Below are 25,941 nucleotides of genomic sequence, written 5' to 3' on the forward strand. Positions count from 1 at the left end.
AAACTACATCAATTTATGCCCCCTATTTTTTGGGTGGAATTCATTCCGACAAATATATAATTCATCAAGGAATCTAGTCTATTATGTCTAGCCCCAAATTTCGAGATTTATCGATAGCAAGCAAGTCATTGATACTAATTGAGTTCTTTTTATTTTTAGGTGCATTACCTTTCGTTGTATATGGTAGTAGACTTCTTATGGAAAGTCAGTTCTCTGTCATTCCTGATAACTATTTACTTGTTTATTCCGTAGTTTTTGCGTTACTTAATCAACTGACCTCACTCGCGCTAGGTTTATATAATTCTAAACTACGGGTGAACTTCCGAGGTGTTATTCGCCGCGTATTAATGTGTGTTGCTGTTGCCTTTTTTATTCTTACTATCATTAATCCTCTATATGGTGATTATGCACTACCAATAGAAGTGTTAGCTATTGCTTCATTAGTTAGTTTTATATTGATTAGTTCATTCAGGTATTTAACAGTTCAAATAGATTTTTTTGGTTTTAATAAGCGTATTGTTTTAGTGCTTGGTGCTGGTGAAAGAGCATCAATAATAGAAAGACGAATGCGAAGAGATGTCGATAGACAAAGTTTTTCAGTTCATGGCTATGTTGTTATGAATGGTGATGCTGAAGAAGGTATTAAGCAAGAAACTAGAATTGAGCTTAAAGGGTCTTTGGTAAATTATGCTTTAAATCATCAAATTGATGAAATCGTTGTGGCGAGTGATGAGCGCCGTAATAATATTCCTATTGATGAGCTCTTTGCTTGTAAAATTCGCGGTATTGAAATTACTGAAATTTTAGATTTTATTGAACGAGAAACAGGACAAATTGCGGTTAATCTTATTTATCCAAGTTGGGTTATTTATTCTAATGGTTTTGCTTCAGCAAATCATTTACGTAACACATTAGATTGGATATTCAATGCAGTTATGGCTTCTATACTTTTAATGGTCACTTGGCCAATAATGCTGTTAACAGCATTATTAATTAAGTTAGATGAAGGGCTGAAAGCACCCGTTTTTTATTTTCAAGAGCGTGTCGGTTTAGACGGCGAACCTTTTAATATTATTAAATTTAGAAGTATGCGTTTAGATGCGGAAAAGTTTGGTGCACAAATGGCCTCTGAAGATGATCCTCGTGTCACTAAAATAGGTAACATTCTGCGTAAATACCGTATTGATGAATTACCTCAAATTTATAACGTAATACGTGGTGATATGGGCTTTGTTGGCCCTAGACCTGAACGACCAGAGTTTGTCCAAAGTTTAATTAAAAACATTCCTTATTATAATGAACGTCATAATGTTAAACCTGGTTTAACAGGGTGGGCACAGCTAAAATATCCTTATGGCGCTACCGAAGCTGATTCATTAGAAAAGCTTAAATATGATTTATATTACATTAAACATCGTAGTTTTATGCTCGATTTATTAATATTAATAAGAACAGTAGAAATTGTATTGTTTGGTAAAGGACGTTAGGTAATTTATAGCTGTTTTTGGCGGGAGAGGGTTGATGACTTGTATAACACTTATTTCATCACCTTCTAATGCTGACTAATGAGAAGTAGCGTTACTGGTAATCATTTTCTAAAAATGTCACTGTCAATTATAGAGCAATTTAACGTTTAGGTGAGGTGAGGATAAGTTCCTTTAAGAACGGCTCATCAAAGGCTCTATCAATTGAAATTCTCCCCAATTCATAGCGGTTATTTTCCATTTTACAGGAAACCATTCTGCGAAAAGTAAATCCAACTTGATAACCAATATCATCTAATAGTGTAAACATACTATTATTGTAGGTCGACTCGCCTCCTACAGGGTACGATAAACTTTCGATTGGTTTATTTAAATAATCTTCTAATAACCGTTTAGACTCGGTTAACTCAAAGATAAGATCTTCTCTATTCAAAGATGATAAAATACGATGTGTGTGTGAGTGAGCGCCAATGCTTATCCCATTTTGTTCTAACTCTTTTAAATGCTCCCACTGAACAAATAAATTATTAGATAACTCAGCCGGGATTTCTTGATCTGTAAAGGCTCTTAATTCTTGTAATTGTAGCTCTATTTTAGCCGGAAAAGACTTTATTCTATTTAATACTCGACGAATGGCCTCTGCATCTATAGTGGTAGGCAGTGTAATTGGGTCGGGCCAATTATTTAGCTTAAATGTCTGTCCTGCTAATTTTCGAACATGCCATGCAATTTCATCCCACCAAGGCACTACATTAGAGCCTATTAGACTAGTAGTAACAAAGAATATTGCAGGAATCGCCATCCTCTTTAATATGGGATAAGCAACATCGTAGTTATCACGATAGCCATCATCAAAGGTAATTAACGCGAGCCTTTCTTTAATCGGTTCACCTATTTTAACAATGGAATATAATTCCTTCAGATCTATGATTCGAAAATTAGATTGAAAAAATTGTAAATACTTTTCAAAATTGTCGGCATCACAAGAATAAACGCAAGGATCAAACTGTGCATTTTTTGCATTACCAATACGATGAAAATTAAAACAATACAAACCACTAGAGCGAAGAGGCCAGAGTGTAGTGGCAAGCCTGCCACGCTTTATGATTTGTCTTTTAATTAGTTCCAATGACATTAATAGTTAACTTTGAATTGTGGACGAGGTAAAATATAGTCCCTATATTGATTAGGGTTTCCTGTTTTACCGTCTTCAGCTGCCTTAACTATGTTGTACATTTCTCTTGAATTTACGTAGTGTAATACGTAGTTCGTGCCATCGTTATAAGTGTTTTCTAAGTAACTAAACATATCATCAATAGGTTTACCTAGCAAAACGTCCATATCCTTTTCCTGAGTACCGTGAGTGTGTAATTTTATAAAACGCCACTCAGGTCGCCCTTCAACATGAATATTAGATTTTACCCATAAATCAACACGATCATTGGTCGGCTCCATACCGCTTCTTAAATCAGAATTTTCTATTTGCGGGAAAATACCTTTTTTAAGTTTTTTCCAGTTCAGCATTAAAGGGCCATTAATTAATAATAAATCACCCCAAGGTTTTTGCTTAACTTTAGCTGTTACACCCGTGTTATGTGAATTCGGTGCTAAAGGATCATCTTTAGCATAATAAATACTATTAATTGTAGAAGGTTGTGTTGGATGAGGAGCAGAAGGGAAGGTAAAATCGGCATAGCAGCCAGTTTCTTTTAATATTAAAAGCTCATTATTAATACCACAATTATTGCCTGTAGGGTCACAATTGTCTAAAGCCCAATTACCATGAATGAATGCATAGACTAACTCACCTGTTTCAGGATCCTTACTTAATGCACCATGGTCATTATGCAATGTTTCGCAGAAGGTCGTTAACAAATTACGTAAGTTATCTTCAGTATCGTTATGATGATGCAAGTGTAATTCAATTTCACCAAAGCCTTGCTTACAAAGATCTGCAATCTTGTTTAAATGTTCGTAACGATACTCTTCTTCTGGGTAAAAGAAAGTGTGCTGTGGATAAAAACCATCAGCATCTTGATGTTTTTTTGCCATTTTAGGGTAATCATTTAACCAGCGATCAACACGTGATCTTTCAACTTCTATATCATTTGGTTTGCCCCATTGAGGTTCATAATGGTCAACAATTGAAAAAAGTAAATGAATTGGTTCATTTGGTTTTTTATTACGTTTACCATATTGGCTTACGTATTGAGGCATCCAATTGAGCATGTTTTTTTTCTTTAGAATGAAAAGAAAAGCGGCAATACCACAAAAAGAAAGAAGTAACAGGGTTAAAATAAGCATTATCGAGAAGTCCTTTGCCAACTGCCTTGAACATTAGAATTAAAATAACGAATAAACCCACGCATTAAGGCTACATTCATCGATACAAAGAAAGCGATTAATGAAGCTAGTGTGTTTATTGCTATATCTTGTTTTTGTTTTTTTATACCCCAATAAGCTACCCAATAAAATGCAATTTGGCCAAGCATTGATAGCTGATAAAAGGGTTCTGAGAGTAAAACTATATTAGAAATGAATGCAATTACCATAAAATGAGGGACGAACCAGCGGCATACTTTATGACTTAAATAGGCGATAAAACGCCAACCTAATAAAGGATTTAATGCCCATCGCATTTTGAAAAAAGCTTGATAATTACCTAAACCAATTCTTATTCTTCTACCTTCTTCTTCTGCTAAATTAGGTGCTACTTCCTCTATAGCAATAGCAGAAGGGTCATATATCGTTTTAAATTTTTGTTTTGAAACATTCATAACCACTTGAAAGTCATCAACAATAGTATTTGCAGGCAAAGGTACATAGAGTGACTTTCTAATCGCATAAATAGCACCGTTTGCACCAAGTAATGCGCCTAATTGAGCTTCATGAAATTTAAGTACTTGTTCATAGCGCCAATAAATACTGTCTTGATTAATACCTGATTCAGCATCAACAAGATTTAACTCACCACAGACAACACCGACGGAGTCATTCTGAAAATGTTTCACTAATTCGTTTATAGCATCAGGATTAAAGTGGGTATTTGCGTCAGACATCACTAAAATTTCGTCGGTAGCACTTTCAACTAAATCATTTAACACACTCATTTTTCCGCGATTTTTCTCGAAAATATGCGCGTGAAAATTTTCAGCAGTAATACTTTCAAGTATTTGTGCGGTATTGTCTGAACTACCATCAGAGCCTATACGTATAGTAAGCTTATCTTGAGGATAATCTAATGATAATAAGTTTTCTACTCGTGCTTTAATACACGAATCTTCATTGAACGCTGCAATAATCACAGTAACATTAGGTAGTTTACTGTTCTCTATAGGTGTTTGATTTACTGTGCTGTTATTAGTCACCACTTGTTTAACATTACTCATAATAATAAGTAATAAAGGGTAAATAAAATAACTATAAACAATAAGGCTAATGGCAGTCCAAAATACTATTTCCATTGGTTACACATCCCCACTAGTTTTTTTGTGATAAGGTTTGGCAGGAATACCTAGCATGGTAGAGCCAGCAGGAGCACTTTTGGTTAATACTGCATTAGCGCCAATTTTTACATCATCTTCAACAGTTAGCTTGCCAATAACTTTTGCGCCGGCACCAATAAATATATTTTGACCAAAAGTCGGGGATTCCCCTTTTTCGTCACCAATAACTACCCCACTTTCTAGTGTGATATTTTTACCGCCTTTGACTTTAGAATTAATAACAATACCGATGGGGTGCATTATGACAAAGCCTTTATCGAAATCAGCACCAATACCTATAACGCAGCCATTAAGGAACTTATTTAGCCATTGAAAGGCATAGGCAATTATTGCTAAATTATGCTCTGCAAACCAACGCATAACTCTATATAAAATATTAGCACTTGTGCCGTCAGACATCATTATGCGTATCATTCCTACTTGTGCTCCGTCCTTAGCAAAAATTCGTTGTTTTTGCTTAAGATCTGCTTTTAAATATTCCATTATCTTTACAATGACACTTTTTTATTAAATAAATTGATGATTTGTTCAGCATTGTGACGCCACTGACGCTCTTTTTCAATGTAACTTCTTGCATTCAAACCAACTTGTTTTTGCTGCTCTTGTTGATCAACTAATGACAAGGTTAAATCAATACAGGCTTGGCGATTACTCGCCGGGAATAACCAGCTAGTTTCATTATGTTTTACTACTTCAGCAATAGGTGAAAAATCAGGTGCAACCATGCCTTTTTCCATTGCCATAAATTCAAACAATTTCATTGGAGAGCCGTAATCGTTTGAATCAGGCAGTATACCAAAATCCATCGCTGACAAATAACTCGGTATTTGTGCATGATCTACTCTACCTGGAAGAATAATTTGTGTTTCAACACCGGCATCTTCAGTACGTTTCTTAATGGTTTCGAAGCAAACACCATCACCAACAAGTAATAATACTAACTTTGGGTGCGCTTTCAATTGGTCAACAATCATATCAACAAACCAATCTATGCCATGCCAATGTACAAAAGCACCAACATAACCTACAACGACCTTATCATTGATATTTAATTGCTCTCGCAATGCAACGCCAGCTTCTCGGTTGATAATAAATTTGTCTAAATCAGCCGCGTTGGGCGAAACAACAGAAGGCACTATGTTTGGATAGGCTTCAGTGGCAACTTCCTGAAAACGATTCGAAATAAAAACTAATCCAGTCGCATTGCTAAAAATCCACTCTTCAAGTTTTCGCGCTAAGCCTTTAAAGGTCAGATGGCGTACTCGGTGAACCAAACAAGAGTCGTTAATTTCTAATACAATAGGTATTCCTTTACGTTTTGCCCACCATACACTGGCAAAAAGGAATAATGAATAGCGTTCATAAATACAGTCTATTTGGTGTTTTTTTACTTCACGTCGTAAACGGAAGTATGAAATCACATTAAAAAACAACTCTACCCATTCAAAAACAAACTCAGGTAAGTGTTTAGTTAATCCTGTTAATTTAGATAATAAGCTTTTTTCTTCTTCTTCTTGTGAAGAGGGATGTTTTACTTCTACCGCTATCGCTTTGGGTACGGCTAACTCTTCATCTTCAGGATCTGCACCAGGTAACGATAGTATATAAACTTTATGCTTCAGTTCACGTAAGCCTTTTACGACACCTCGTATATGAACCCCTTCAGCGCCACGTCCACGTGTTCTATGATGAAAAAGTATATTCATATTAGTTTTTACCCACTAATTTTTCCATGGTATATCCTTGTGATTGCCATAACGGGATTAATTGTCTTAATATCTGAATGCATAAGTCATTATCGTCATGGAATAAAATGATATCACCGGCATTTACAGGTTGTTGTTTAAATCGATTAACTACGACTTCAGCAGATTCCTTTTTAAAATCTAATGAGTCTCTACTCCAATGGGCTGCGGTAATTTTCTCTTTCCATAAAAAATAAAGCAACTTTAAATTCCAGCGCCCTTGAGGAGCCCTAAATAATTGACATGGTTGATTAGTTGTCTGACTAATAATTCGATTCGTTTTTGTTACTTCTTCTTGCTGATTTTCATCACTTATCTTATTAAAATTAGGGTGGCTATATGAATGATTAGCAATACCATGTCCTTCACTATCAATACGAGACATCAATAAAGGTGCTTGTTCAGCATTAGCCCCAATAATAAAAAATGTCGCTTTAGCATTATGTTCTTTTAATAAATTTAGCAGGGGATCGGTTATACCTGAAACAGGACCGTCGTCAAACGTTAAATACAGCACTTTTTCACGACGCGTTTTAGCGTATAAAAATAGGCTGTCAGGTATCAAATAAGAACGAATAAAAATTTTAACTTGCTGAATCATTAAATGAAAATCCAATTATCATTTTAAATATAAGTGTCCAATAACATAGTGTAGCAAAAATGTGGGCGGAACAAAGCTATTTTGTATTTAATGAACATCACCTTTTAGCATGTTAATTAATTGAGTTTTGTTTTTCTGCCAAGTAAATTGAGCCGCATGTTGCTTGATTTTATCTCTTGAAAATTGGCTTGTAAGTAGCTCATTCAAACCATTCGCCACTGCATTGACATCTTTAGGTGGAATTAACTTACCACAAATATTTTCATCAACTACTTCAGGGATACCCCCTACGCTTGTTGCTAAAATAGGTGTGCCAGCAGCCATCGACTCTAGCACCACATTAGGTACGCCTTCATTATAACTTGGTAAGCACAAGGCTTTTGCATTTGCCAACCAGGCAGGTAATTCATGGTGAGGAACGTTACCAAGAAAGGTAACCCTTTCGCTAAGACTATGTGTATTGACATAGTTAGCTAAGGTATCAAGCATTAAACCTGAGCCTGCAAACACTAATGATAAGTTCGGATGTTGCGCTTTTATTTGATTAAAACCTTCAATTAACTCCATCACACCTTTGTCGCGTTTAAGGTTACCAATATATAAAATATAATCGCCACCCTTTTTGGCAGGGTAACTCAGGCCAAATTTATCATGACAAACACCGTTATAAATAACATGAACTGCGTCTTTGTTAACACCCATCGCAAAAAGCTCATTGGCTAAAGCCTTTGACACTGACAATATGCCCTGAGATTTTTTAGCGGCAGATAAAATTTGTTTAGCGCGAGCAGGAATTTTGCCATGTAAGTTAATATCACTGCCATGCACTTTAAAAAAGAACTTAGCTTTATATAAGCGACTTAACCAGCTAGCGGCAACCGCTTCTGGAAATGCCCAACTTGCCATTATCGTGCTAGGTTTGCGTTTTTTTAACCAAAGCCCACTGTGTATTAAAATAGATAAAAATAGCGTAACACTATAAAAACGTCGACCAATTTTAGGTAAATAAAAATAAGGCACATAACGAATGTTAGTACTTTGTTTAATGTGCTTTCGATGTTTAAAATAGTCAACAAAGGCAACAGGAATCAAGATACTTAGGTCATAATCATCTTTCAAAAGTTCGAATTGTTGCTTGTTAAATGTTGCTCTATTCGGTTCCCAAGGTAGTGGGTAAAGATTGGTAATAATCACCAAAGAGGGATTTTTGTTAGACTTCACAAATAGTTACTCTATGTTTACCACTCATGGTTAATGGAATGTCATCTACAAAATTTAGGTGTAGTGTTAGTTCGTTGTCTGCATATTTATTTATTTCATCTTTGATTTTTTGTTGTTCACTTTCAGACAACGCTTTATTAACAATCATAGCGATACTTAATTCATTAATGTTACTTTGCTTTACTTGAAAGCGAGTAATGTCTTCAAATTCTTTAAATAGATGCGGAAAGAGCTCACCAGGAATTTTTTTGCCTGACGGAGTTTTAATAATATCAAGTTTTCTCCCATCAATACTTTTCATAATAGGTAATGGGTTTGTACAACCACAAGGAGAATTAACTAGGGTTGCTCTATCGCCATTAAGATAGCGTATTAATGGCATACCGTAGTTATATAAATCTGTAACCACTAAGTCGCCACTTTCACCCGTAATTGCTGAACCATCATCTGAAATTGTTTCAACCACTAAATGGTCAATATTAATATGTAGGTTTTTATGCTCTTTACATTCTGCTGACATTAGCATGAATTCGCGACAACCAAAGGTATTATAAACATTGCAATTAAACGCTTCTTCTATCACTTCACGTTGAAATTCATGTAATGGTTCGGCACCCGTTAGAATAGTTTTTGGGGAAAATACCGATAGTTTATTATCAATTATGTATTTTGCTAATTCATATAACGGATTAACGTATGACACTAATGCCTTAGGGCGATAACTATTTATATTCTCAACATACTCATGCATATTATTTGCGTTCATTGCAAAAGAGTTCATCATTTTTCTATTATAAAACGCATGATATAAATTGTTTTTAAGCGCTTTTAATTTTGTTGGTTGGCCAATATCAGCGCCCCATAAATAAAGTGTTTTTTCACCTAATCCTGCGCCTAACCAACCATAGCCGCGCCACATTATTGCTTCACGTCTAGTGTTACTATCAGTATTCAATTCAAAGCGAAAGGGTTGCCCTGTGGATCCACCTGTTGCCTTTTTAATGTTGTTAGAATAATTCTTGGCGAGTAAGTCTTCATAATGTTTAGCGATATCATCTTTAGTAACAAGAGGAAGTTTTTCGAAATCACTCATACTTTGAATATCATCAATTGAATTAACACCAACTTTGGCCCATATTTCAGGATAGAAAGTGGTGTTGTCAAAAGCATGTTTAAGTAACTTTTGTAATTCATTCCATTGATGCTGTTCTAGCTGTAATTTGGTAAGTGCTAGGTGGGATTGGTATTGATTAACATATGTAAGCAGTTTTTTTCCTTTTATTTTTTCATATAAAGGAAGTATTAATTTTTTAAATAAAGCCGGATACATATATATTTTCCTTGAAGACTAAAGAGTTAATATTTTCCATTAAATAAGAACTGCATCGTTTTGAAATTTAGAATAATTTTCTTATGAATAAAAAGTGTGATCGTAATGGTAGATACTATCAAAATTACAAAGCTTAGTGCGGGCGGTACATTATATTTTACTAATGTTACCGCTAATACTACTACTATTATACTGTGAAATAAATAAATGCTATAGGCCGAGTTTGAAAGGAACAGCCATGTTTTTGATGGTTTATTGGCATACATATAAAAGAGTTTAAATATTATTGATGACGAAACCCATGCGATTAAACTTCTAGAGTATATATTGGTGAAATACGTCAATGTTTGGTTATCAAAAGGAAGTGAAGTTTTTAATATGTAGGCGACCAATATTAAAATAAATAGGCTAGTAAAAGGTATTGTACTGAATTTTTTTAGTAAGGTATGTGAATGAAAAAGTAACATTCCAAAAATAAAATAAGGGAGATAAGAAACGATTTGATAGACATCTAAAACAGTGAAAAACGTTGAATATAACGGAAAACCTACTTTATTGACCGCAACAATAGCAAGTGAACATAAAGGCAGTAAAATTAATAGTAGTGTTGTTGGTGGCTTATCAAGAATCTTAAGAATGCCACAGTGCTTTTTAATTGCATTAGCAAAAAAATAAGTAAGTATAGCTGCGACAAAAAAATAGATGAGTAAATTAATTAAGAACCACAAATGTCCAAGCCAATCGCCTGACGTGAAAAACACCTCAAGTGAAAAAAGCTGATTATTTGCAGTACTTAAAAAAATACTTTGTAATAAATTAAGGGTAAAAACTGTGACGAGTAAAGGAACTAAAATTCGTTGTACTTTATTGCCGGTGAACTTCTTAACTGTTTGTCGTTGTAACATCATTAAACAAAAAAAGCCGGAAATGATAAAAAAGGCCGGCATTCTAAATGAATGGATAAAGGTGACCGCATAATAAAAAAATGGGTGGGTATTATCACTTAACACAAGCCAACGTTGACTCGGATTAAATACTTGTGCTGAGTGTATAAAAATACCTAGCATCATAAGAATGCTACGCATGGCATCCATATAGTAATATCGCATTGCAACTGTTGCCAAAATTAACTTCTCTTGAATTATTTTACGGTATATTTAACTAGAACTTTGCTCAGCATTCTGTTGTGAAACTGAAGTGTTAATTTTTAGCTAAGTCATTTACCAGATTAAAGGTTTTAATTAGTTTTCTATAGTGAAAAATTTAATATAGTAATTTGATTTTATTATAAGCCTACTTTAAGCGCCATATATACAGCGACAATAATAAACCATGAATATCCTATACATTTAAACACCATCTTAGTACTGAAGAGTATGTCTTTTAATTCAGGCCTTATATTTATTAGCCTTATATGGCTGGCGGTTAACATACCCAAATAAATAAACAATAATAAGGTAAACTGTCGGCTTAAAAAGAAAGCCGTGATCATAAATCCAATCATTGAGAAAAAGAGCGTTTGATTCATTTTAACTTCAGCGGCATAAAGCTCTTTTTGTTCTTCAGTAACATCGTCTGCATTCCAGTCAGTGAATTCTTTTTTGACCCGGTAGGCAACAAACATAGATAAAACTATTACTCCACCCCAAAGAGAATATCCTGGAACACCCATTTCTCCGGCAACATGAATAAAGGAGTTATGAGCAACTAAGCCATGATGATCCATGAAGTTACCTTTACCAACGCCAAAAACGGGGTTGCCAATTAGCATTTGAATACCCGCATACCAAGCCTCTAAACGACCATTCGCGGATGATTCAGATGAGGAAAAACCACCAAATTTAGACATTAATGTTGCCGCGATAGGGGCTAGAATTACGGCAAAGAGAATAAGTTTAGCGCCGGCTTTCTTCAGTAAAAAGTAAGCAAAAATAACACCGAGTAATCCGAGTATTGTGCCGCGGGAGCCCGTTATTAATACGCCATAGCAAAATAATAAAAAGATAGCAGGCATAAGTATGGTATTAAGCTTTCCTTTTTCACTATAAAAATAGCCAAGAAAAGCGAGGTTCATTACTAAAAACATGCCTAAATCATTAGGGTCACCAAAAAAACCTAAGTAGGTAATACGCATTTCTGCTCTACCTACAGACACTGAATTACCTAACCCATAGCCCATTACACCATCAAAAGAATTCTGCTGAAGATAACCGTTATAAATCATTATTAATGAAGCAGCTAGAGAAACATACATCAATAACTTTTGTCTTGATATTGAAGTGATTAAATTACTGTATAAGAAAAAAGGAATAATCGAGGCGACGAAAAATTTTTGTGCTTCTACAATTCCACCAGTGCCCCAGCCATTTAAAAAGGCAGAGATCATAATTAAGGGTGTAAAACCTAATAACATATAATGTTGAGGCAAAAACTTAAAGGGTCTAAGTGATATTAGCGTAAATGCAAAGGCTAAAATCGCAAATACTTTAATAAAAAAGTAGTTCGAAGTAGCCAATGAAAATTCATGTGGCCGAATTAATACCGAAATGGTATATAAAAATAAAAAGAAAAAAGCTAAACCAGCATTTTTTTCTTTAGTGGGAAATTGGCGGGCCATAACTGTATGTATATCCTACATTAATGTATAAAAGAGATAAGTGTTTAAAAGCAATAATTCTAATCAATATTACTTTTTATTTAATTGGGTTTTGTACACACTTGTCCAGCACTCGTCATAGGCCAACCTTGTCCTGGTTGCCAATTTTGAATTAGACAGCCATCTCTAAAGACAATTAACTCTTTATCTACATCAATATTAGAGTAATGATACTGAGGCCCTTGATGAGGGAATTCTACCGTTAAATCAACGGAAGTAACAGTACCTAAACCAGCATAGGCAATAAAACGAGCATCCGCTTGATTATAGTTTCCTAAATAACGCGTCGCTATTATTTGCTGATTTGTCGAATCTCTAAAAACAAATTTTGTATGATAGCCATCAGTATTGTTATTTAAACCTCTGGCTCTAATTTTAAGCCAATGGTTATCATTAGCATTGTTTTGATAAAGTCTTAAACCTTCAATATCACCAGAGCCACTACTTAAAATAGCCATATCAATAAAACCATCATTGTTCCAATCAGCTACATTTCCCCAGGGTCTAAAAACGTCAACGCCTGCACCGCCATTTACAATTAAGCCTTTTAGTAATGTGAAAGAACCATCGCCATTATTTTGAAATACTCGAGGAGAGTTACTATAGCTTTGAGTCATAGTCATAAAATCTATAAAGCCATCATTATTAAAATCACCTGGATATATTCCACCATAAGTAGTCCAATTGTTTTGATTTATTAGGCTACCATCTGTCCAACTACCGCCACCGGCTTCGTCTGTAACATTAGTAAAGGTACCATCACCATTATTGCGATAAAGAGAAAGATAAAACTCTTTTATTTTATCCCCGCCAGACCATTTACCATAGCCAAAAAGAATGTCGAAATGTCCGTCGTTATTATAATCTAAAGCCACTTGCATATTACCTGTTACAGTGCGATCAAAAGGCTGGTCAAATGCAAGAGTGAAGTCATCAAAACTTGCTTTGTTAGGGTTGTAGCGCCAATATCCCGCACTTTCTCCCGCAACAACATCAGGCCAAGAGTCGCCATCAACATCCACAATTAAGTAAGACGAAGAGTTGTAACCTAGGATATCTTCATTAGATAACTCGGGAATAATAGTGGTGTTGGTTAAAGGGTCATAAACTCGTCGTCTTGGGTTCGTAATATCGGAAGAAGCAATAAACTCAATATCACCATCGCCGTTAATATCAAGAGCAGAACATCTAGCCTTACCGCCTACGCAGCCAGTAATTTCATTGTCATATACAGGAGATTCACCAATATTAATGTCATTGCGTAAAGGGTATATTACTGAATTACCACCATCAGCATCTGAACCAAAGATGTCAGGTAAGCCTGAAGGTTTTTTGCTTATATTCGAAAAAATATAACGGGAAGTAATGCGTCCACTACCTAATTGAGAGTATTTTCCTTCATTATTGCCATAGTACGAAAATTGATTGCTGCACTTTCCAGCAATCACCTTATGTAACCACATTTGGCTTGAACCTGCATTGTCATTATGAGTGCCAGCAAATAAATCAGGACAGCCATCGTTGTTTACATCAGGCATACCTATCCAAAAAGGTTGGTGTGCAATAGGAGCAAAATCGATAACTTGTTCACTGACTTCTTCAAAAGATACCATAGCACTTGGATCTGTAGGCTCTGTTGTTGGTGGTTCAGTGATTGGTGGTTCGATTACTGGGGGCTCGGTTATTGGTGGTTGCTCAATTTTTGGCTGTTCGTCATTGATCCACTGCCATGTTCTAACCGAATTTGATCTGTGTTGCCAATTAAATAGTCGATGTACATTAGAGAAAACACTTGCGCAACCAACATGTCCCCAACCAGAAATTAATTTTTCAATGCGAGCACTTAAACGTGTTTTATTGGCTGCTGTATCTTCAAAATAATAGGCAGTTGCAAGTAGTAACACGGTTTCTATATTATGAGTATCCGAGTAGTAAGGCCAAAAATCACCACTCGTTCTTGCGCTATCATCAGCCCAAGCACTGGCAAAATACAATAAATCAGTGTCTTCGCCGGCTTTATTACAACTTTTGGTTCTTACGTCACCAATAGCCGCGAAGGGGGGAAGGGTATCGTGTTCGCCAGTATTCGCGTTATATATTGAAGTAAAACCATATAAATCAACTGCATTACCTAATTTTTTAAGCATATCAGGTATTTTTTGATTCTTAGTTATCCAGTAGCTTTGCCATAAAAAATCGGCTATGTTTTCGCTCATCCAAGCAGAAAACCCTCGTGAATTTGAGTCATTCGTTGGCGCGCTCGTCGCACTACGATTACCTTCATGCACATCAAGGTTATGTTCAAAGCCGCCGGTTTTAGGTAACCAATTATTGGTTTTATCCCAAGCATGTTCATTTTGTTGCATATGAGCAAGCGAGGCAATTCTTTGGTTTATATGGTTATAAATAGTAACGTCAGCCGTCATTTCATAAGCGGTTATTTCAGCTAATCCTGCCATGCCCGCGCCGCGTTCGGTAAACCCTTCATTTTCACTGTCAAAGTCATCACGCGACCCATACTGATTCCAACCTAAATCGCTTTGCAATGCCATATCTATGATAAGTGAATTATCCCACTGGCTGTCATCGCCCGTTAAAGCCCATGCTAATTTAGCTTGTTGTGGCGCAATATATTTACCGTCGGCACAGGCAACACTGCCCCATGTCCAACAACCACGGCCACCCGATTGGCTCGGCGATGAACTATCATTTCTTACATGCGAAAAATAAAACTGTTTACTTAATATTGCCTCCTTTAAAAACTCGACTAGTCCTGTTGTCATGTACGCTTTAAAGTAAGCACTTGAACGGTCAAATAACCAATTTGCGCTACTTGATGTCGTATAGTTTAAATTGCCTGACCATTGTTTAAGCTGAGAAAGTTGATATTGTTCAAAACTATCATCAGCCCCTTGTGAGCTAAGGTAAGGGGGAATTAATCCAGATGTCGCTAAATAGTTTTTATCATGTAAGGCGAATATTCTTGGATACAGCATATTGGCTTTATCAGCCCCAGCAGTAGCCCAACCGTCTGCATGAGGTTGCTCGCTCAGATCCTTTGTTAAGTCACGTCCATTATTGGTTATGGTTAATTCGATATTGCCTAAAGTCATATCAACATTTTGTAATTGTATTGTGGCTGAACGTATTGAATTATCACTCCAATGCCAACGTAAACCTGCCTTAACAAAAATAGCCTGTTCTACCCCTTTCATTGTCACCTTTATTGATGAAGTATCTTGAACTATGCCTTCAGCAATAGGTAACGCAAAGGTAATTAGTTCACTTGTATAGGGGGTTATCTCAGTGTCAGGTTGTAAAGTAACTGTTGTATATAGTTGGCTGCTGTCGGTATTACCCAGAGGAAGAACGGTTACCACAATAGTGTCGCTCGCTTCTGTACCAAGGCTATTAATAACGGTAATCTTAAATTCTAAGTCAGTCGCTTCAGCAACTGATGGTGAGGTAAATTGAATGTCAGTATCTGAAACATCAATAATAGACACTGTTGGCCCACTGATTTGTTGCCAAAGATAGCCATCGATAGTGCCTTCAGTATCTGAGGCAGCACCTGTTAATAGAACAATATCACTGCTTTGAACTTTTTTGTCAGCACCTGCGTGCGCAACAGAGGTTGTATTGGTTGGGATTTCTACTTCAGGAATATCGACTGCTTGCGTTTGTTTACCAGCGCTTTCGCCCCCACAGCCTAATAGGAAGAAAAATAACATGCATGAGCTGAATCTTGTGACTGCTTTTAAGGAGTAAAAATGTTTCATTAAATGAAAATCCGTTAATTAATGTGAAAAGATACCGATAAATATTACTGATTTAATGACAAGCTTAAAGTATCAATACATTCTAACGTGTAATTAAAGCTTAAAAAACCTTCTTTTTAGTAACAGAATAATTTTATGAATAACGAGCTTCTGCTTATTTTTAAGTAAACTAAGTGAAAGCATTGGCTGCTTGTCACAAGCAAACTTAGATTTATAACTATTGTTAACGCCACCCATCATAAAATCGTACTTTGCTGCATTGCAATGCTCAATTGACCAATAGTGTAAGTATAGACCGGGTGAAAGCTTTTGATAATTTATTTGATCCCAACCGCTTTGGTAAAAATAAAAAGTACTACCATCAACTAAATAATAATTGATCGCTATCGGTTTGTTATCTATAAAAATAGCGCTTATTGCAACGTTATTTAAATGCTCTTTAATTAAAGATAAATGAAAAGCATTAAACTCTGATGAACTAAATGCACCCAAATCACCTTTATTTAACCACCTTGTTTGATGAAACTCTGCCAGTGTTGGCCACATTTTCATAATTTCATCTTTTGCTAGCCAGCGAATATTAACATTAAATTGCTGCAGTTGGTTTTGGGTTCGTTTTATTCTTGAACGGGTATTTTTAGAGACGCTTTGCAGTGACCACTCTTTGCATTCTATAACATAGCGATAATAGTTTCGTTGACTGGAATTACCATTAAGTAAGGGGAAGATATTTGCTATATGTGAAGTACCTAAAACGGCTTTAGCGATGAATAAGTCAACCGACAAGTTATTTAAATGCTGAGCAAGTTGAGGATAGAGTTGTTTTTCATATCCCGGTTTTATTTGAATGTCTAAGTATTCAGACGACACCTCTGTATTTTCAGGCTCTCCTTGGCCAATAAAATACAAAGATGATACATAAGGGAAGGTTTGTTCTTTTTGTATATAAAAAGGGGCGAAACCAATAATAGTATCGCCTTGAGAATATATAATACAGTGCAGTTGCCAGCTTTGCTGCCAGTAGTGTTTATACCAAGTATCTAACCAAATACGAGATTCAAAAATAGTACGACATTCAATTACGTCAGTAAAAGCTAAAAATGCCCGTTCTAACTGTTCGTACGAGCTGACGATAACTTCCTGTATGTCTTCTAGTTCACTACTCATAATCACTACACAATTTTTAGAGAATAATCATTCATTAATCTGACGGTTACAATACTTACGTATTATGCAGGCTTTTTATTGAGCTTAAGCTTACTCGCCAGTAAATTAAAAATCATTACTTTAAGCGGTTTATCTAGCAGCAGAACCCAGCACACAAGAATAATGAATGGGAACGTTATGGCTCCAGACAGAATAAGTGTTAACCACGAATCAATCACTAAATATTCTAAAGCATAATTGCCTAATAACCCTAAAGAATACACAAGAAATATCGAGGCAAATAACCGAATATAAATAGCTTTAGTTTTGTAATTATTATAATGACGAAACAGTGCCATTTTCACATAAATATTAAAGATAAGGTTCGTTAATGCACCACTCATTGCTATACCAATAAGGCCATATTCTAAACCGAGGTAAATCGACATTGGCACATTAAACGCAACAATACAAAAGCTGATAGCAGACAATAATTTATGATTAGCCTGCGCAAGCAAAATACTGTTAGCACTGGTATTAAAACCGCTACATATTGTGGCAAACACAGCGAAACATAAAATGTTGTATGAATAAGCAAATTCATCACCTACCCATAAAACAATAAACACTTTACCAAACATTAACAGTGAGATATTTAAAATCGTTGAAACAAAAATATTAATCGTTGTTGTTTGAACAAAAATCTTCTCCATGTTTTGTTTTTTTGCGGCCATTTGATTATAAATAGGAGAAAATACGCCAGTAATTGTGCCGATGAATGCTTGACCATGCATTACTAGGTTTGACGATATTTGTTGTATTGCAAGCGAAGGCAAATCGAATAACTTGGTAATAATAATAGGGGCAGAACGCGCACCAATCGTGTTAATAATACCGTTTAACACTAAGTGTTTAGAATAGGCAAATAACGACTTTATTTCGTCTAATTTTATCAAGCTTACTTTAAACGAGAGGCTTGGAAATAAACGTTTAGCATAAAAAACTTTGAGTAAATTTGTTAATATATCGGCAGCGAGCGTAGCAACAACTGCACCCCAAATATTTAAATCAGAGATAAACCAAAAAACTAATAACGCTTTTACAACTGCGTTTAAAGACGACAAATTAGCGTCAATATCAAACCGTAGTAATCCTGCGAAAAAACCGTGAAAGGGGTTCATTAAAAATCCCCAAAGCACTTTTACCGAAAGCACTAATAGAATATCTATCAGTGTTATTTGTTCTGGGCCCGTTACACCAAAAATAGCAGGAACTTGCGTTAAACCAACCATTATTAATACAGATGCAAGACCAAGTACTGCAAACAGTGCCATAGAGGTTGAAAATACCACATTAACTCGTTGAGTGTCTTTTAACTCTAAGGCTTGTACTATCTGTCGTTGTACCGCTTGCGGAAAACCTAAATCAACAACATTAAACCAACCTAAAATAGAGAGTATTAATATCCACAGACCATAGTTAGTCGTACCTAATTCACTAATAAGGTAAGGAGTCAGTAATAACGAGGTAACAACAACGATGGCACGTTCAAGAAAACGAAAGATAGAGCTTTTTAAGAGGAGTTTTTTCATTTTATGCCAAGTACTTGTATATTTTAGCCATGCTTAAGAATCTCACTTAGTTGTTGTATAAATATTTTACTAGCATTACCACTATTGAAAAGGTAATTATTAATAAACAGTTCTCTTTGTTTACTTAGAGTATCAAGTTCGATCGCATGTTCGATAGTTAAATCTTCATTATTATTCCAACAGGGTACAGGGCAAAATTTAATGATTTCGTCATAAATCTTTAGTGCATTACAATGTTCATATAAATCTTTATTACCATCAAGTAATACATTTTTTTTCAGCGCCATTGCTTCAAATAAAATTGAGCTAATATCACTTATTACTATATCACTCGCTTTCACTAAATCTAAAGTAGTGAATTGACTTTCAGGAGTGTTGATATGTAAAAGTTTAATTTTATTATTATTTTTGAAAAAATCTTCACCTTTGCAGCGATTTTTATCAAATAATAAGGGGTGAGGACTAACTACAATGTTAAATTGCTTCTTAGTGCTTAAAAAAGCCAAAATTGTTTTTATATCAGATATTTTAGTTGTGTCGGAACACCAACTAGGCGCATAAATAATAAGAGGCTTACTGCCATCAAACTGATAAAATTCGATAATTTCTTGTTGACGAGAAGACTTGTCCTCTAATATTGGTAAGCCAACCGGAATTACTCTTTCTTTAGGTAAATTTTGAATTTGTAACTCATATGCAGGGCGATAAGGAGAAAAAACAAAGTCGAATTCTAATAGCTCATCTCTTGCAACATAGTCTAATTTAGGGCCAATTCCATGCCCGAAATAAATAGTAGGGCAGCTAAACCAATGAGGTATCTTATTATAATCAGTTGAGATAAATGCATCGGCTTTTTTATAAATAGGATATTCGTTGATAGTTTTATATGCCTGAACGTTTTTGAGTTCGTTCAGGTCTTTACCATTTGGTGTAATCACAACAATGTTATATTCATCCATTTCTGAAAGTAAATGGATTACATGCTTAAAATGTTCTAGATGAAAAGGTGTATAAGCTTCTAATATCACTAAAGGTTTTGAAGAAATAAAAAAACGAGCGAGATTACAACACAGGTTGTGTAAAAATTTCTTTTTCCCGCTGGGAAATAAGGCTGGCATAGGCATTAGGGTTTTTCTTGTTTGAATTGTAAATTAACGATATTAGATAAGTTTTTTATTCAACACTATTGATAACTTCAATTATCTCGGTTGTAGAAATAGAAGGTGTTCGTTTGAGGTATACCACTTCACAAAGGTCTTTGAAGTGGTCAAACTTTCCTTCCCAATCATCGCCCATCACTAATATATCGGCATTAAATTGTTTAATATAATCTGCCTTTTTTTCCAATGACTCTTCAGGAAAGCAAAGATTAACATAGCGTAAGCTATTGATTATTTTCATTCTGTCACGCTCAGGGTAGATAGGGTTTCTCCCTTTTTTACTATAATTCAGAGCGTCTGTTGACACACCAACAATTAAAGTATCGCCTAAGGCCGCAGCTCTTTGTAGGATATTAATATGACCTACATGGAAAACATCAAATGTTCCAAAAGTAATAACCGTTTTCATTCTAATCCTTTACATATAAAAATTAAAGACGTGATAGTCTATGAATTATGACAGAATTATGAAATCATGAATATAGTGCATATTAAGTTATAACAGTTGAAGTGTTATTTCTTCAAAATAGTAGCGATTGATTTTTCTGGAAAATAGGTATCGTTTAATTCCCCACATATTTCCATTGCGATATCATAAATAAAATTAGTATCTAACTTTTCTAATATCCCGTGCTTTCCTTTAGCTTTAAACTCATGAGTAGAATTATTAATAATCTTTGGTGTATCGACATCTAAAAAACTTAATATTTTAGAGGTACTTTTAGAGATGTCTTGCGTTTTAATAATTAATAATTTGTCTTGGTGCACTGAATTAATTACTTTTTGGTTATGCTCTTTCCAGAATTCTAAATATGATCTGACTGGGTATAATTTCATTTCTTCTAAGATTCGATCATGTTTAGTGTATTGATGTCCTCTGGAGTAATAATTATTCCTACCAAGATCGTATACAGATTCATTCGTAAGTGTTGGTCTCGAAAGTTGATGGTTAAACCAAGAGTCCATCCAAGATAAACAGTCACGAATTGTTAGAATATATTTTGCATCATCAGATATATGAATTAACTGTTCAATTACTCCTCCTAAGTAGTGAGAAGACTCCATCTCTAGCCAGTTAGAAATGTCCCTAGATTTTAAGATTTTAATTATTTCATTATGCGATATCTCACCTTTTGCTTTTTTATTTATAAGATTGATCATAAATATTTCGTTAGGTTCATGAGTAGCTCTATACCCTTTTAGTATATTAGCTATAGAATGAGTTCCTGACTTTGGAGTTCCTATGCAAAAAGCGTGGAAAGCTTTTTTCTGAAAAAAACTTCGTAATGGGTACTTATACCTACCGTTTTCAAAAGATTTTAAATCTTTATTGTATTGCTTAACACCTGATTCTATATTCATTTAATTAATCTCTTTATATTTGTAGTGATTTCTAGCAGTAAAAATTTAGCATGTGTATTAATAATATCATTGTGTTTTATTTTGACTAAAGAACTGTTAATTTTTTGCCATAGTTTTAACTTCTAAACCATTAAAATTTTGGGTGCTATGGCAGAGTTGACATAAATCTTTAATATAAAGTTCATAATAAGTATATATTTGAGTTGTTATCCTTATGGAGTGATAACAATCCAAACTTCTCAAAAGACGCTAGCCATAGATAAAGCATGGTATTTTTTATATCTTACTTACAAGGAGTAAGTATTGAATCTTTCAATTGTTTTTGCCACATACAAGAATGAAAAGATACTACAAAAATCTCTTGAGGCGTATTGTTTAATTGAAACTAAATATCAATGGGAATTAATTATCATTGATAATGCCTGTCGCCAAGAAACTAGAGAGCTTATCGAACGTTATAAACAATATCTTCCTATTGTTTTTTTAGAGCAGCCTATACCAGGAAAAAATAGTGCGCTTAATTTAGCCTTACCCTTAATTAAATCAGATTTAGTCCTTTTTACTGACAACGACATTTTACCTAATGATAACTTAGTTACTATTTGCGTTGAGGCGGCGAAAAATTACTCAGACGTTAGTATTTTCAGTGGTCAAATTTTGCCTGATAGAGAACTACCTCTATGGCTTGATACCACTTCACATCGTATTTGCTCGGCATTAGGTATATACAATAAAGGTGAGCAAGATAAAGATATTTTCCCTGAAGATGTTTGGGGTGGGAATATGTTGGTAAAAAAAGAAGTCTTTACTAACGGAGTTATGTTTAATACTAGTGTAGGCCCAAATGGTAAAGACTATGTGATGGGCAGTGAAACAGAACTATTAAAACGTTTACAAGCCGATGGTTTTAAAGCCATGTATTTGGCAAGTAGTAAAGTGTACCATCAGATAAGAGATGAGCAGTTATCCCTAGATTGGTTAAGCCAACGCGCTTTAAGGTCTGGCAAAGGTTCAGCTTTCAATAATGAAGACAATGCTATAAAGCTATGTGGAGTCCCGCGTTATTTATTTAAGAAACTCGTAATAGATTATTTATGTTTGTTAAAGGCAACGATTTGTAGTGGTAAGCGTTTGAAGTGCTTAACCAGTATGGAATACTATTTTACTAAAGGGAAAGTACAACAAGTAAAACAACAAAGTAAATAATATTTATTAATATTATTTACTTTGTAATGAAGATTAATGAATATTCACGTTAAAAATCATTTTGATAATGGCGCCTAAAAAATAGTAATACTTTTTTTCTAGCCCAGTTGTTTTGCCACCAGCCGTCATACAGGTTTTGTACATAAATTGATGTTTTAATTGTGGATGTTGATTGTACAAAGATTGATGCTTTTTCAGTAATTGTCTATGCCCAATAAATATTTTTCGACCATTGGATGAAATATTGCCGTGACCCTCTCGACGTAAAAATGCTAATGGTTCACTTAAAAAACCAATATTCTCGCCTGCTGCAACTAGTCTAATAGTTATATCATGGTCTTCAGAGCATTGAATATCTGTATCGAATCCATCAACTTTTTGAAAAGCGCTTTTTTTGATTAGCCATGATGTAGGAACAGCATGACTTGATACTAATAAATCTTCAATAGTTAGCTCGAGCGGTTTATTATTAAATTGCGCTATAACTTCTTTGCCAATAAAGGTTTTTATACCTGTATGACAAGAACTGAATTCAGGATGATTATTTAAAAAAAACAGTTGTTTTTCTAATTTTTCAGGTTCCCACTTATCATCTGCATCCATAAATGCAATCCAGTCACCGCTGGCCTCTTTGACACCGATATTTCTAGCTCTTGCGGGACCGCCATTTTTTTCTAAATTAATGACTTTAATATCGTTATATGAGGCTAAAAAATTTACAGCTTTTTCACCACAACCATCAATAACGACAATAATTTCTTTGGCAGGGAGTGTTTGTGACTTAATTGAGTTATATGTTTCTTCAAAAAATTCTTCAGCATGGTAAAACGGTATAACGATACTTATAGACGATCTCACTTAAAATTCCTTATTAGTATAAAAATTTATTGATTTACCTTCGGGGTCTTGCACAGGATCCCACACTGGTTTAATCATGGTTTTAATTTTTGCGGCAATACGTGTAATGAAATTGGCAGCTGATATTGGTATATGTAGCCAACGACAATACAAGAAAATACGACGACGAAATACCCAGTGATACATGGCTTGTTCGGCATAAAATTTGTAGCCCCAGCGTTGCTCAAATAGTCGAGATGCTTGCCATGTTAAACTTTTTTTCCATCGGAAAAAGAAAAAGCGCATATCTGAATATTCCATACGAGTACCTAAATTATCAAAAATGACAATTGATTTAGGCTGAGAAAATATTTTATACCCCATTTTCTTCAATTGCATAGCAATATCGATATGTTCTCTGATCACCATTTGAGGTAATTCTAATTTTTTTAATATTTCAGTATTAAAAAGCACACCGTGAAGTTCAAACATTTCGGACGGTGTGACTTCTGTTGGAATATCTTCTGGTAATGCCCGTCGAAGGTGTTTTTTCTCAATAAGGTAGTCTTCATCTTTAATGGCTAAAAAGGTAATTTCATTGGTGAATAAATGATTACGCAATGGCGCACCTACGTCGACACCTGCTTTTTCTAGGGTTAATGGGTTTACAACAGCAACATTGTCAAGCGCTGCGACTTCTAATAAAGGCGGTAACCAGTTTTCGGTTACATTAGAATCATTATCAAGAAACATTACGTAGGGTGTTGTAATATCATCTCTGACTTTTCTCATCGCTTCCATGGGAATGATTAATCCCATTTCGATAAGTTCAGCATTGTCTTTAGTTGCAAGTAGTTTAATTAACTGTTTTTTAATTACTTTAGGGTAATCAAGATCTAATACTTTTAATAAAAAAGGCTGTTCTGTAACCTTATATAAGTTTTCTATACATTCAATTACGCCTGAATAGCGGTCTCTAGGGGTAATAATTACGGTGACTTTTATATCATTCATTTTGACCATCCACTTTATAATTGTTTAAATACCTAATGTTGTTTGTATAGTAGCCTATTAGTGTATTTAAAATCATCAATTCATTTGAGTAGATCGTTAGCTGTATTGTAAAGTAATAATACTGTCATGTTTTCTATCTAGCTATTACGGTATTGAATATTTCTAAGTATTTGTTCACCATATTGTCAATTGAAAACTGTGTAGAAATTCGCTTATAAGCATTTTCACCTAACAATTTTCTTAGATCAGGTGATGCTATCAGTTCTTTCATTGCTTCGGCTAGTTTTTCTGGGTTAGCAGGTGGCACTAAGTAACCTGTTTCTTCATGAAGAATAATTTCTTTTATGCCTCCTACATTAGTAGCAACTGCCGGCTTCCCTTTAGCTCCAGCTTCAGCAAATACAAGACCAAAGGCTTCTTCTATTGAAGGTTGAACAAAAATATCGCAGGCTTCAAGCCATTGTGATGCATTATTTATTTGCCCTAAGAACGTAATATGATTGTGTAATCCTAGTTGTTCTACTAAGGCTAACAAGGTGTTTTTTTCATATTCACTTCCATCACCGGCAATATATAAATGAATGTTTTGATCATTAGTGATTAACGATGATAAGGCGATAATGGTGTCTTGATGGCCTTTTATTTCGCCAAGGTGTCCAATACTTAACAACACTGTTTGTGTTTCTGGAAGTTGTAATATGTTACGCGCTTCTCTAACCGATGCAGTCGTTGGTAAATTTTCAATAATTGATCCACCATGCACTACATGGCACTTTTTCGCTGGCAAGGATAAATTTTTTGTTAATAAAGATAAGCGGTCATACGAGACAGCAATATAATGAGAAAGTAAAATTTTAAGTAACGTATTTACTTTGCTCGGTTGATATTTACTTAGGTCAGAACGATGAAAAGTGCCTATTGTAGGAATACCGCAAGTAAAGCCAGCAATACCAGCATAAAGTTGGCTGAGTTCACAATGGGCGTGAATAACCTGAATATTATGCTTTTTTATGAGTGCTCTGATTTTCTTAATTAACTGAAAAGCTGAAATGCTTTTACGTTCAATAATTTCTAATGCAGGTATTTCAACCCAAGATTCAGGTTGTGATAAGCATAGTGGAGCAACATATTGCTTATGTTTTCGCAAACCAGAAATAGTGTCTGAAAATCGTTTTGTTCGACCGCCTTTTTCTAAACTTTGCACTACTTCTAAAATTCTCAATTGAGGTTGAGAGTTCATATTACTTCCTTGGTTTTGGGCATATATGTTTATTTTCTACGTATCAATCATAACGAAACTCA

Annotated in this window: 21 protein-coding genes; 2 read left to right on the forward strand and 19 right to left on the reverse strand. The window is 34.8% G+C overall.

From position 1 onward, the window contains the following. Positions 1 to 83 precede the first annotated feature (83 nt). Positions 84 to 1,487, forward strand: a complete 1,404-nt coding sequence (locus GQS55_RS00520; RefSeq protein WP_159816931.1) for a TIGR03013 family XrtA/PEP-CTERM system glycosyltransferase — start codon at positions 84 to 86, stop codon at positions 1,485 to 1,487. 139 nt (positions 1,488 to 1,626) lie between these two features. Here GQS55_RS00520 and GQS55_RS00525 read toward each other — a convergent pair whose 3' ends face one another. The 16 genes from GQS55_RS00525 to GQS55_RS00600 all read right to left on the reverse strand — a co-directional run bounded on the left by GQS55_RS00525 (position 1,627) and on the right by GQS55_RS00600 (position 21,582). After that, positions 1,627 to 2,619, reverse strand: coding sequence for a polysaccharide deacetylase family protein (locus tag GQS55_RS00525; RefSeq protein ID WP_159816933.1), 993 nt, complete (start codon positions 2,617 to 2,619; stop codon positions 1,627 to 1,629). Continuing rightward, positions 2,619 to 3,788: a hypothetical protein gene (locus tag GQS55_RS00530; RefSeq protein ID WP_159816935.1), complete on the reverse strand. Its 1,170-nt coding sequence runs from the start codon at positions 3,786 to 3,788 to the stop codon at positions 2,619 to 2,621. Before GQS55_RS00530 ends, GQS55_RS00525 begins: the two co-directional genes overlap by 1 nt. Continuing rightward, positions 3,788 to 4,948: a glycosyltransferase family 2 protein gene (locus GQS55_RS00535; protein WP_159816937.1), complete on the reverse strand. Its 1,161-nt coding sequence runs from the start codon at positions 4,946 to 4,948 to the stop codon at positions 3,788 to 3,790. The genes GQS55_RS00530 and GQS55_RS00535 overlap by 1 nt, the downstream gene beginning before the upstream one ends. Positions 4,949 to 4,951: 3 nt before the next feature. Continuing rightward, complete coding sequence (locus GQS55_RS00540) at positions 4,952 to 5,473, reverse strand: serine O-acetyltransferase (protein ID WP_159816939.1); 522 nt, start codon at positions 5,471 to 5,473, stop codon at positions 4,952 to 4,954. A 5-nt stretch (positions 5,474 to 5,478) separates the two neighbouring features. Beyond that, positions 5,479 to 6,696: a glycosyltransferase gene (locus GQS55_RS00545; protein ID WP_159816941.1), complete on the reverse strand. Its 1,218-nt coding sequence runs from the start codon at positions 6,694 to 6,696 to the stop codon at positions 5,479 to 5,481. A gap of 1 nt (position 6,697) precedes the next feature. Continuing rightward, positions 6,698 to 7,336 (reverse strand): polysaccharide deacetylase family protein, encoded by a 639-nt coding sequence (locus GQS55_RS00550; protein ID WP_159816943.1) that lies wholly within the window; start codon positions 7,334 to 7,336, stop codon positions 6,698 to 6,700. A gap of 87 nt (positions 7,337 to 7,423) precedes the next feature. Then, positions 7,424 to 8,557, reverse strand: a complete 1,134-nt coding sequence (locus GQS55_RS00555) for a glycosyltransferase (protein ID WP_159816945.1) — start codon at positions 8,555 to 8,557, stop codon at positions 7,424 to 7,426. Further along, positions 8,547 to 9,887 carry a phenylacetate--CoA ligase family protein gene (locus GQS55_RS00560; RefSeq protein WP_159816947.1) on the reverse strand — a complete coding sequence of 447 codons (1,341 nt, stop codon included), beginning with the start codon at positions 9,885 to 9,887 and terminating at the stop codon, positions 8,547 to 8,549. Before GQS55_RS00560 ends, GQS55_RS00555 begins: the two co-directional genes overlap by 11 nt. A gap of 26 nt (positions 9,888 to 9,913) precedes the next feature. Continuing rightward, positions 9,914 to 11,011 (reverse strand): acyltransferase family protein, encoded by a 1,098-nt coding sequence (locus GQS55_RS00565; RefSeq protein ID WP_159816949.1) that lies wholly within the window; start codon positions 11,009 to 11,011, stop codon positions 9,914 to 9,916. Positions 11,012 to 11,172: 161 nt separating this feature from the next. Next, complete coding sequence (locus GQS55_RS00570) at positions 11,173 to 12,504, reverse strand: O-antigen ligase family protein (protein ID WP_159816951.1); 1,332 nt, start codon at positions 12,502 to 12,504, stop codon at positions 11,173 to 11,175. Between the two features lie 80 nt (positions 12,505 to 12,584). Then, positions 12,585 to 16,274 (reverse strand): FG-GAP repeat domain-containing protein, encoded by a 3,690-nt coding sequence (locus GQS55_RS00575; RefSeq protein ID WP_159816953.1) that lies wholly within the window; start codon positions 16,272 to 16,274, stop codon positions 12,585 to 12,587. Between the two features lie 141 nt (positions 16,275 to 16,415). Beyond that, positions 16,416 to 17,489: a GNAT family N-acetyltransferase gene (locus tag GQS55_RS00580; RefSeq protein ID WP_159816955.1), complete on the reverse strand. Its 1,074-nt coding sequence runs from the start codon at positions 17,487 to 17,489 to the stop codon at positions 16,416 to 16,418. A gap of 62 nt (positions 17,490 to 17,551) precedes the next feature. Then, complete coding sequence (locus GQS55_RS00585) at positions 17,552 to 19,060, reverse strand: oligosaccharide flippase family protein (RefSeq protein WP_159816957.1); 1,509 nt, start codon at positions 19,058 to 19,060, stop codon at positions 17,552 to 17,554. 23 nt (positions 19,061 to 19,083) lie between these two features. Further along, complete coding sequence (locus GQS55_RS00590) at positions 19,084 to 20,178, reverse strand: CDP-glycerol glycerophosphotransferase family protein (RefSeq protein WP_159816959.1); 1,095 nt, start codon at positions 20,176 to 20,178, stop codon at positions 19,084 to 19,086. A 55-nt stretch (positions 20,179 to 20,233) separates the two neighbouring features. Further along, positions 20,234 to 20,629 (reverse strand): adenylyltransferase/cytidyltransferase family protein, encoded by a 396-nt coding sequence (locus tag GQS55_RS00595; RefSeq protein WP_159816961.1) that lies wholly within the window; start codon positions 20,627 to 20,629, stop codon positions 20,234 to 20,236. Between the two features lie 104 nt (positions 20,630 to 20,733). Beyond that, positions 20,734 to 21,582: a sulfotransferase gene (locus GQS55_RS00600; protein WP_159816963.1), complete on the reverse strand. Its 849-nt coding sequence runs from the start codon at positions 21,580 to 21,582 to the stop codon at positions 20,734 to 20,736. A gap of 303 nt (positions 21,583 to 21,885) precedes the next feature. On the opposite strand from GQS55_RS00600, the gene GQS55_RS00605 reads away from it, so the two are divergent. Further along, positions 21,886 to 22,788, forward strand: coding sequence for a glycosyltransferase (locus GQS55_RS00605; protein ID WP_159816965.1), 903 nt, complete (start codon positions 21,886 to 21,888; stop codon positions 22,786 to 22,788). Positions 22,789 to 22,821: 33 nt separating this feature from the next. On the opposite strand, the gene GQS55_RS00610 is transcribed toward GQS55_RS00605, so the two are convergent. The 3 genes from GQS55_RS00610 to GQS55_RS00620 form a co-directional block, all read right to left on the reverse strand. Next, positions 22,822 to 23,646 (reverse strand): glycosyltransferase family 2 protein, encoded by an 825-nt coding sequence (locus GQS55_RS00610; RefSeq protein ID WP_159816967.1) that lies wholly within the window; start codon positions 23,644 to 23,646, stop codon positions 22,822 to 22,824. Further along, on the reverse strand, positions 23,647 to 24,639 hold the full coding sequence (locus tag GQS55_RS00615; protein ID WP_159816969.1) for a glycosyltransferase family 2 protein: 993 nt from the start codon (positions 24,637 to 24,639) through the stop codon (positions 23,647 to 23,649). A 133-nt stretch (positions 24,640 to 24,772) separates the two neighbouring features. Next, positions 24,773 to 25,879: a glycosyltransferase family 4 protein gene (locus GQS55_RS00620; protein ID WP_159816971.1), complete on the reverse strand. Its 1,107-nt coding sequence runs from the start codon at positions 25,877 to 25,879 to the stop codon at positions 24,773 to 24,775. Positions 25,880 to 25,941: the final 62 nt, after the last annotated feature.

This window comes from Colwellia sp. 20A7 (assembly GCF_009832865.1).
Classification (GTDB): Bacteria; Pseudomonadota; Gammaproteobacteria; order Enterobacterales; family Alteromonadaceae; genus Colwellia.

Bases quoted from the DNA above. Each gene is read 5' to 3' on its own strand.
- GQS55_RS00520 (WP_159816931.1), top strand. From the start codon at position 84: ATGTCTAGCCCCAAATTTCGAGATTTATCGATAGCAAGCAAGTCATTG.
- GQS55_RS00525 (WP_159816933.1), bottom strand. From the start codon at position 2,619: ATGTCATTGGAACTAATTAAAAGACAAATCATAAAGCGTGGCAGGCTT.
- GQS55_RS00530 (WP_159816935.1), bottom strand. From the start codon at position 3,788: ATGCTTATTTTAACCCTGTTACTTCTTTCTTTTTGTGGTATTGCCGCT.
- GQS55_RS00535 (WP_159816937.1), bottom strand. From the start codon at position 4,948: ATGGAAATAGTATTTTGGACTGCCATTAGCCTTATTGTTTATAGTTAT.
- GQS55_RS00540 (WP_159816939.1), bottom strand. From the start codon at position 5,473: ATGGAATATTTAAAAGCAGATCTTAAGCAAAAACAACGAATTTTTGCT.
- GQS55_RS00545 (WP_159816941.1), bottom strand. From the start codon at position 6,696: ATGAATATACTTTTTCATCATAGAACACGTGGACGTGGCGCTGAAGGG.
- GQS55_RS00550 (WP_159816943.1), bottom strand. From the start codon at position 7,336: ATGATTCAGCAAGTTAAAATTTTTATTCGTTCTTATTTGATACCTGAC.
- GQS55_RS00560 (WP_159816947.1), bottom strand. From the start codon at position 9,887: ATGTATCCGGCTTTATTTAAAAAATTAATACTTCCTTTATATGAAAAA.
- GQS55_RS00570 (WP_159816951.1), bottom strand. From the start codon at position 12,504: ATGGCCCGCCAATTTCCCACTAAAGAAAAAAATGCTGGTTTAGCTTTT.
- GQS55_RS00575 (WP_159816953.1), bottom strand. From the start codon at position 16,274: ATGTTATTTTTCTTCCTATTAGGCTGTGGGGGCGAAAGCGCTGGTAAA.
- GQS55_RS00580 (WP_159816955.1), bottom strand. From the start codon at position 17,489: ATGAGTAGTGAACTAGAAGACATACAGGAAGTTATCGTCAGCTCGTAC.
- GQS55_RS00585 (WP_159816957.1), bottom strand. From the start codon at position 19,060: ATGAAAAAACTCCTCTTAAAAAGCTCTATCTTTCGTTTTCTTGAACGT.
- GQS55_RS00590 (WP_159816959.1), bottom strand. From the start codon at position 20,178: ATGCCAGCCTTATTTCCCAGCGGGAAAAAGAAATTTTTACACAACCTG.
- GQS55_RS00595 (WP_159816961.1), bottom strand. From the start codon at position 20,629: ATGAAAACGGTTATTACTTTTGGAACATTTGATGTTTTCCATGTAGGT.
- GQS55_RS00600 (WP_159816963.1), bottom strand. From the start codon at position 21,582: ATGAATATAGAATCAGGTGTTAAGCAATACAATAAAGATTTAAAATCT.
- GQS55_RS00615 (WP_159816969.1), bottom strand. From the start codon at position 24,639: ATGAATGATATAAAAGTCACCGTAATTATTACCCCTAGAGACCGCTAT.
- GQS55_RS00620 (WP_159816971.1), bottom strand. From the start codon at position 25,879: ATGAACTCTCAACCTCAATTGAGAATTTTAGAAGTAGTGCAAAGTTTA.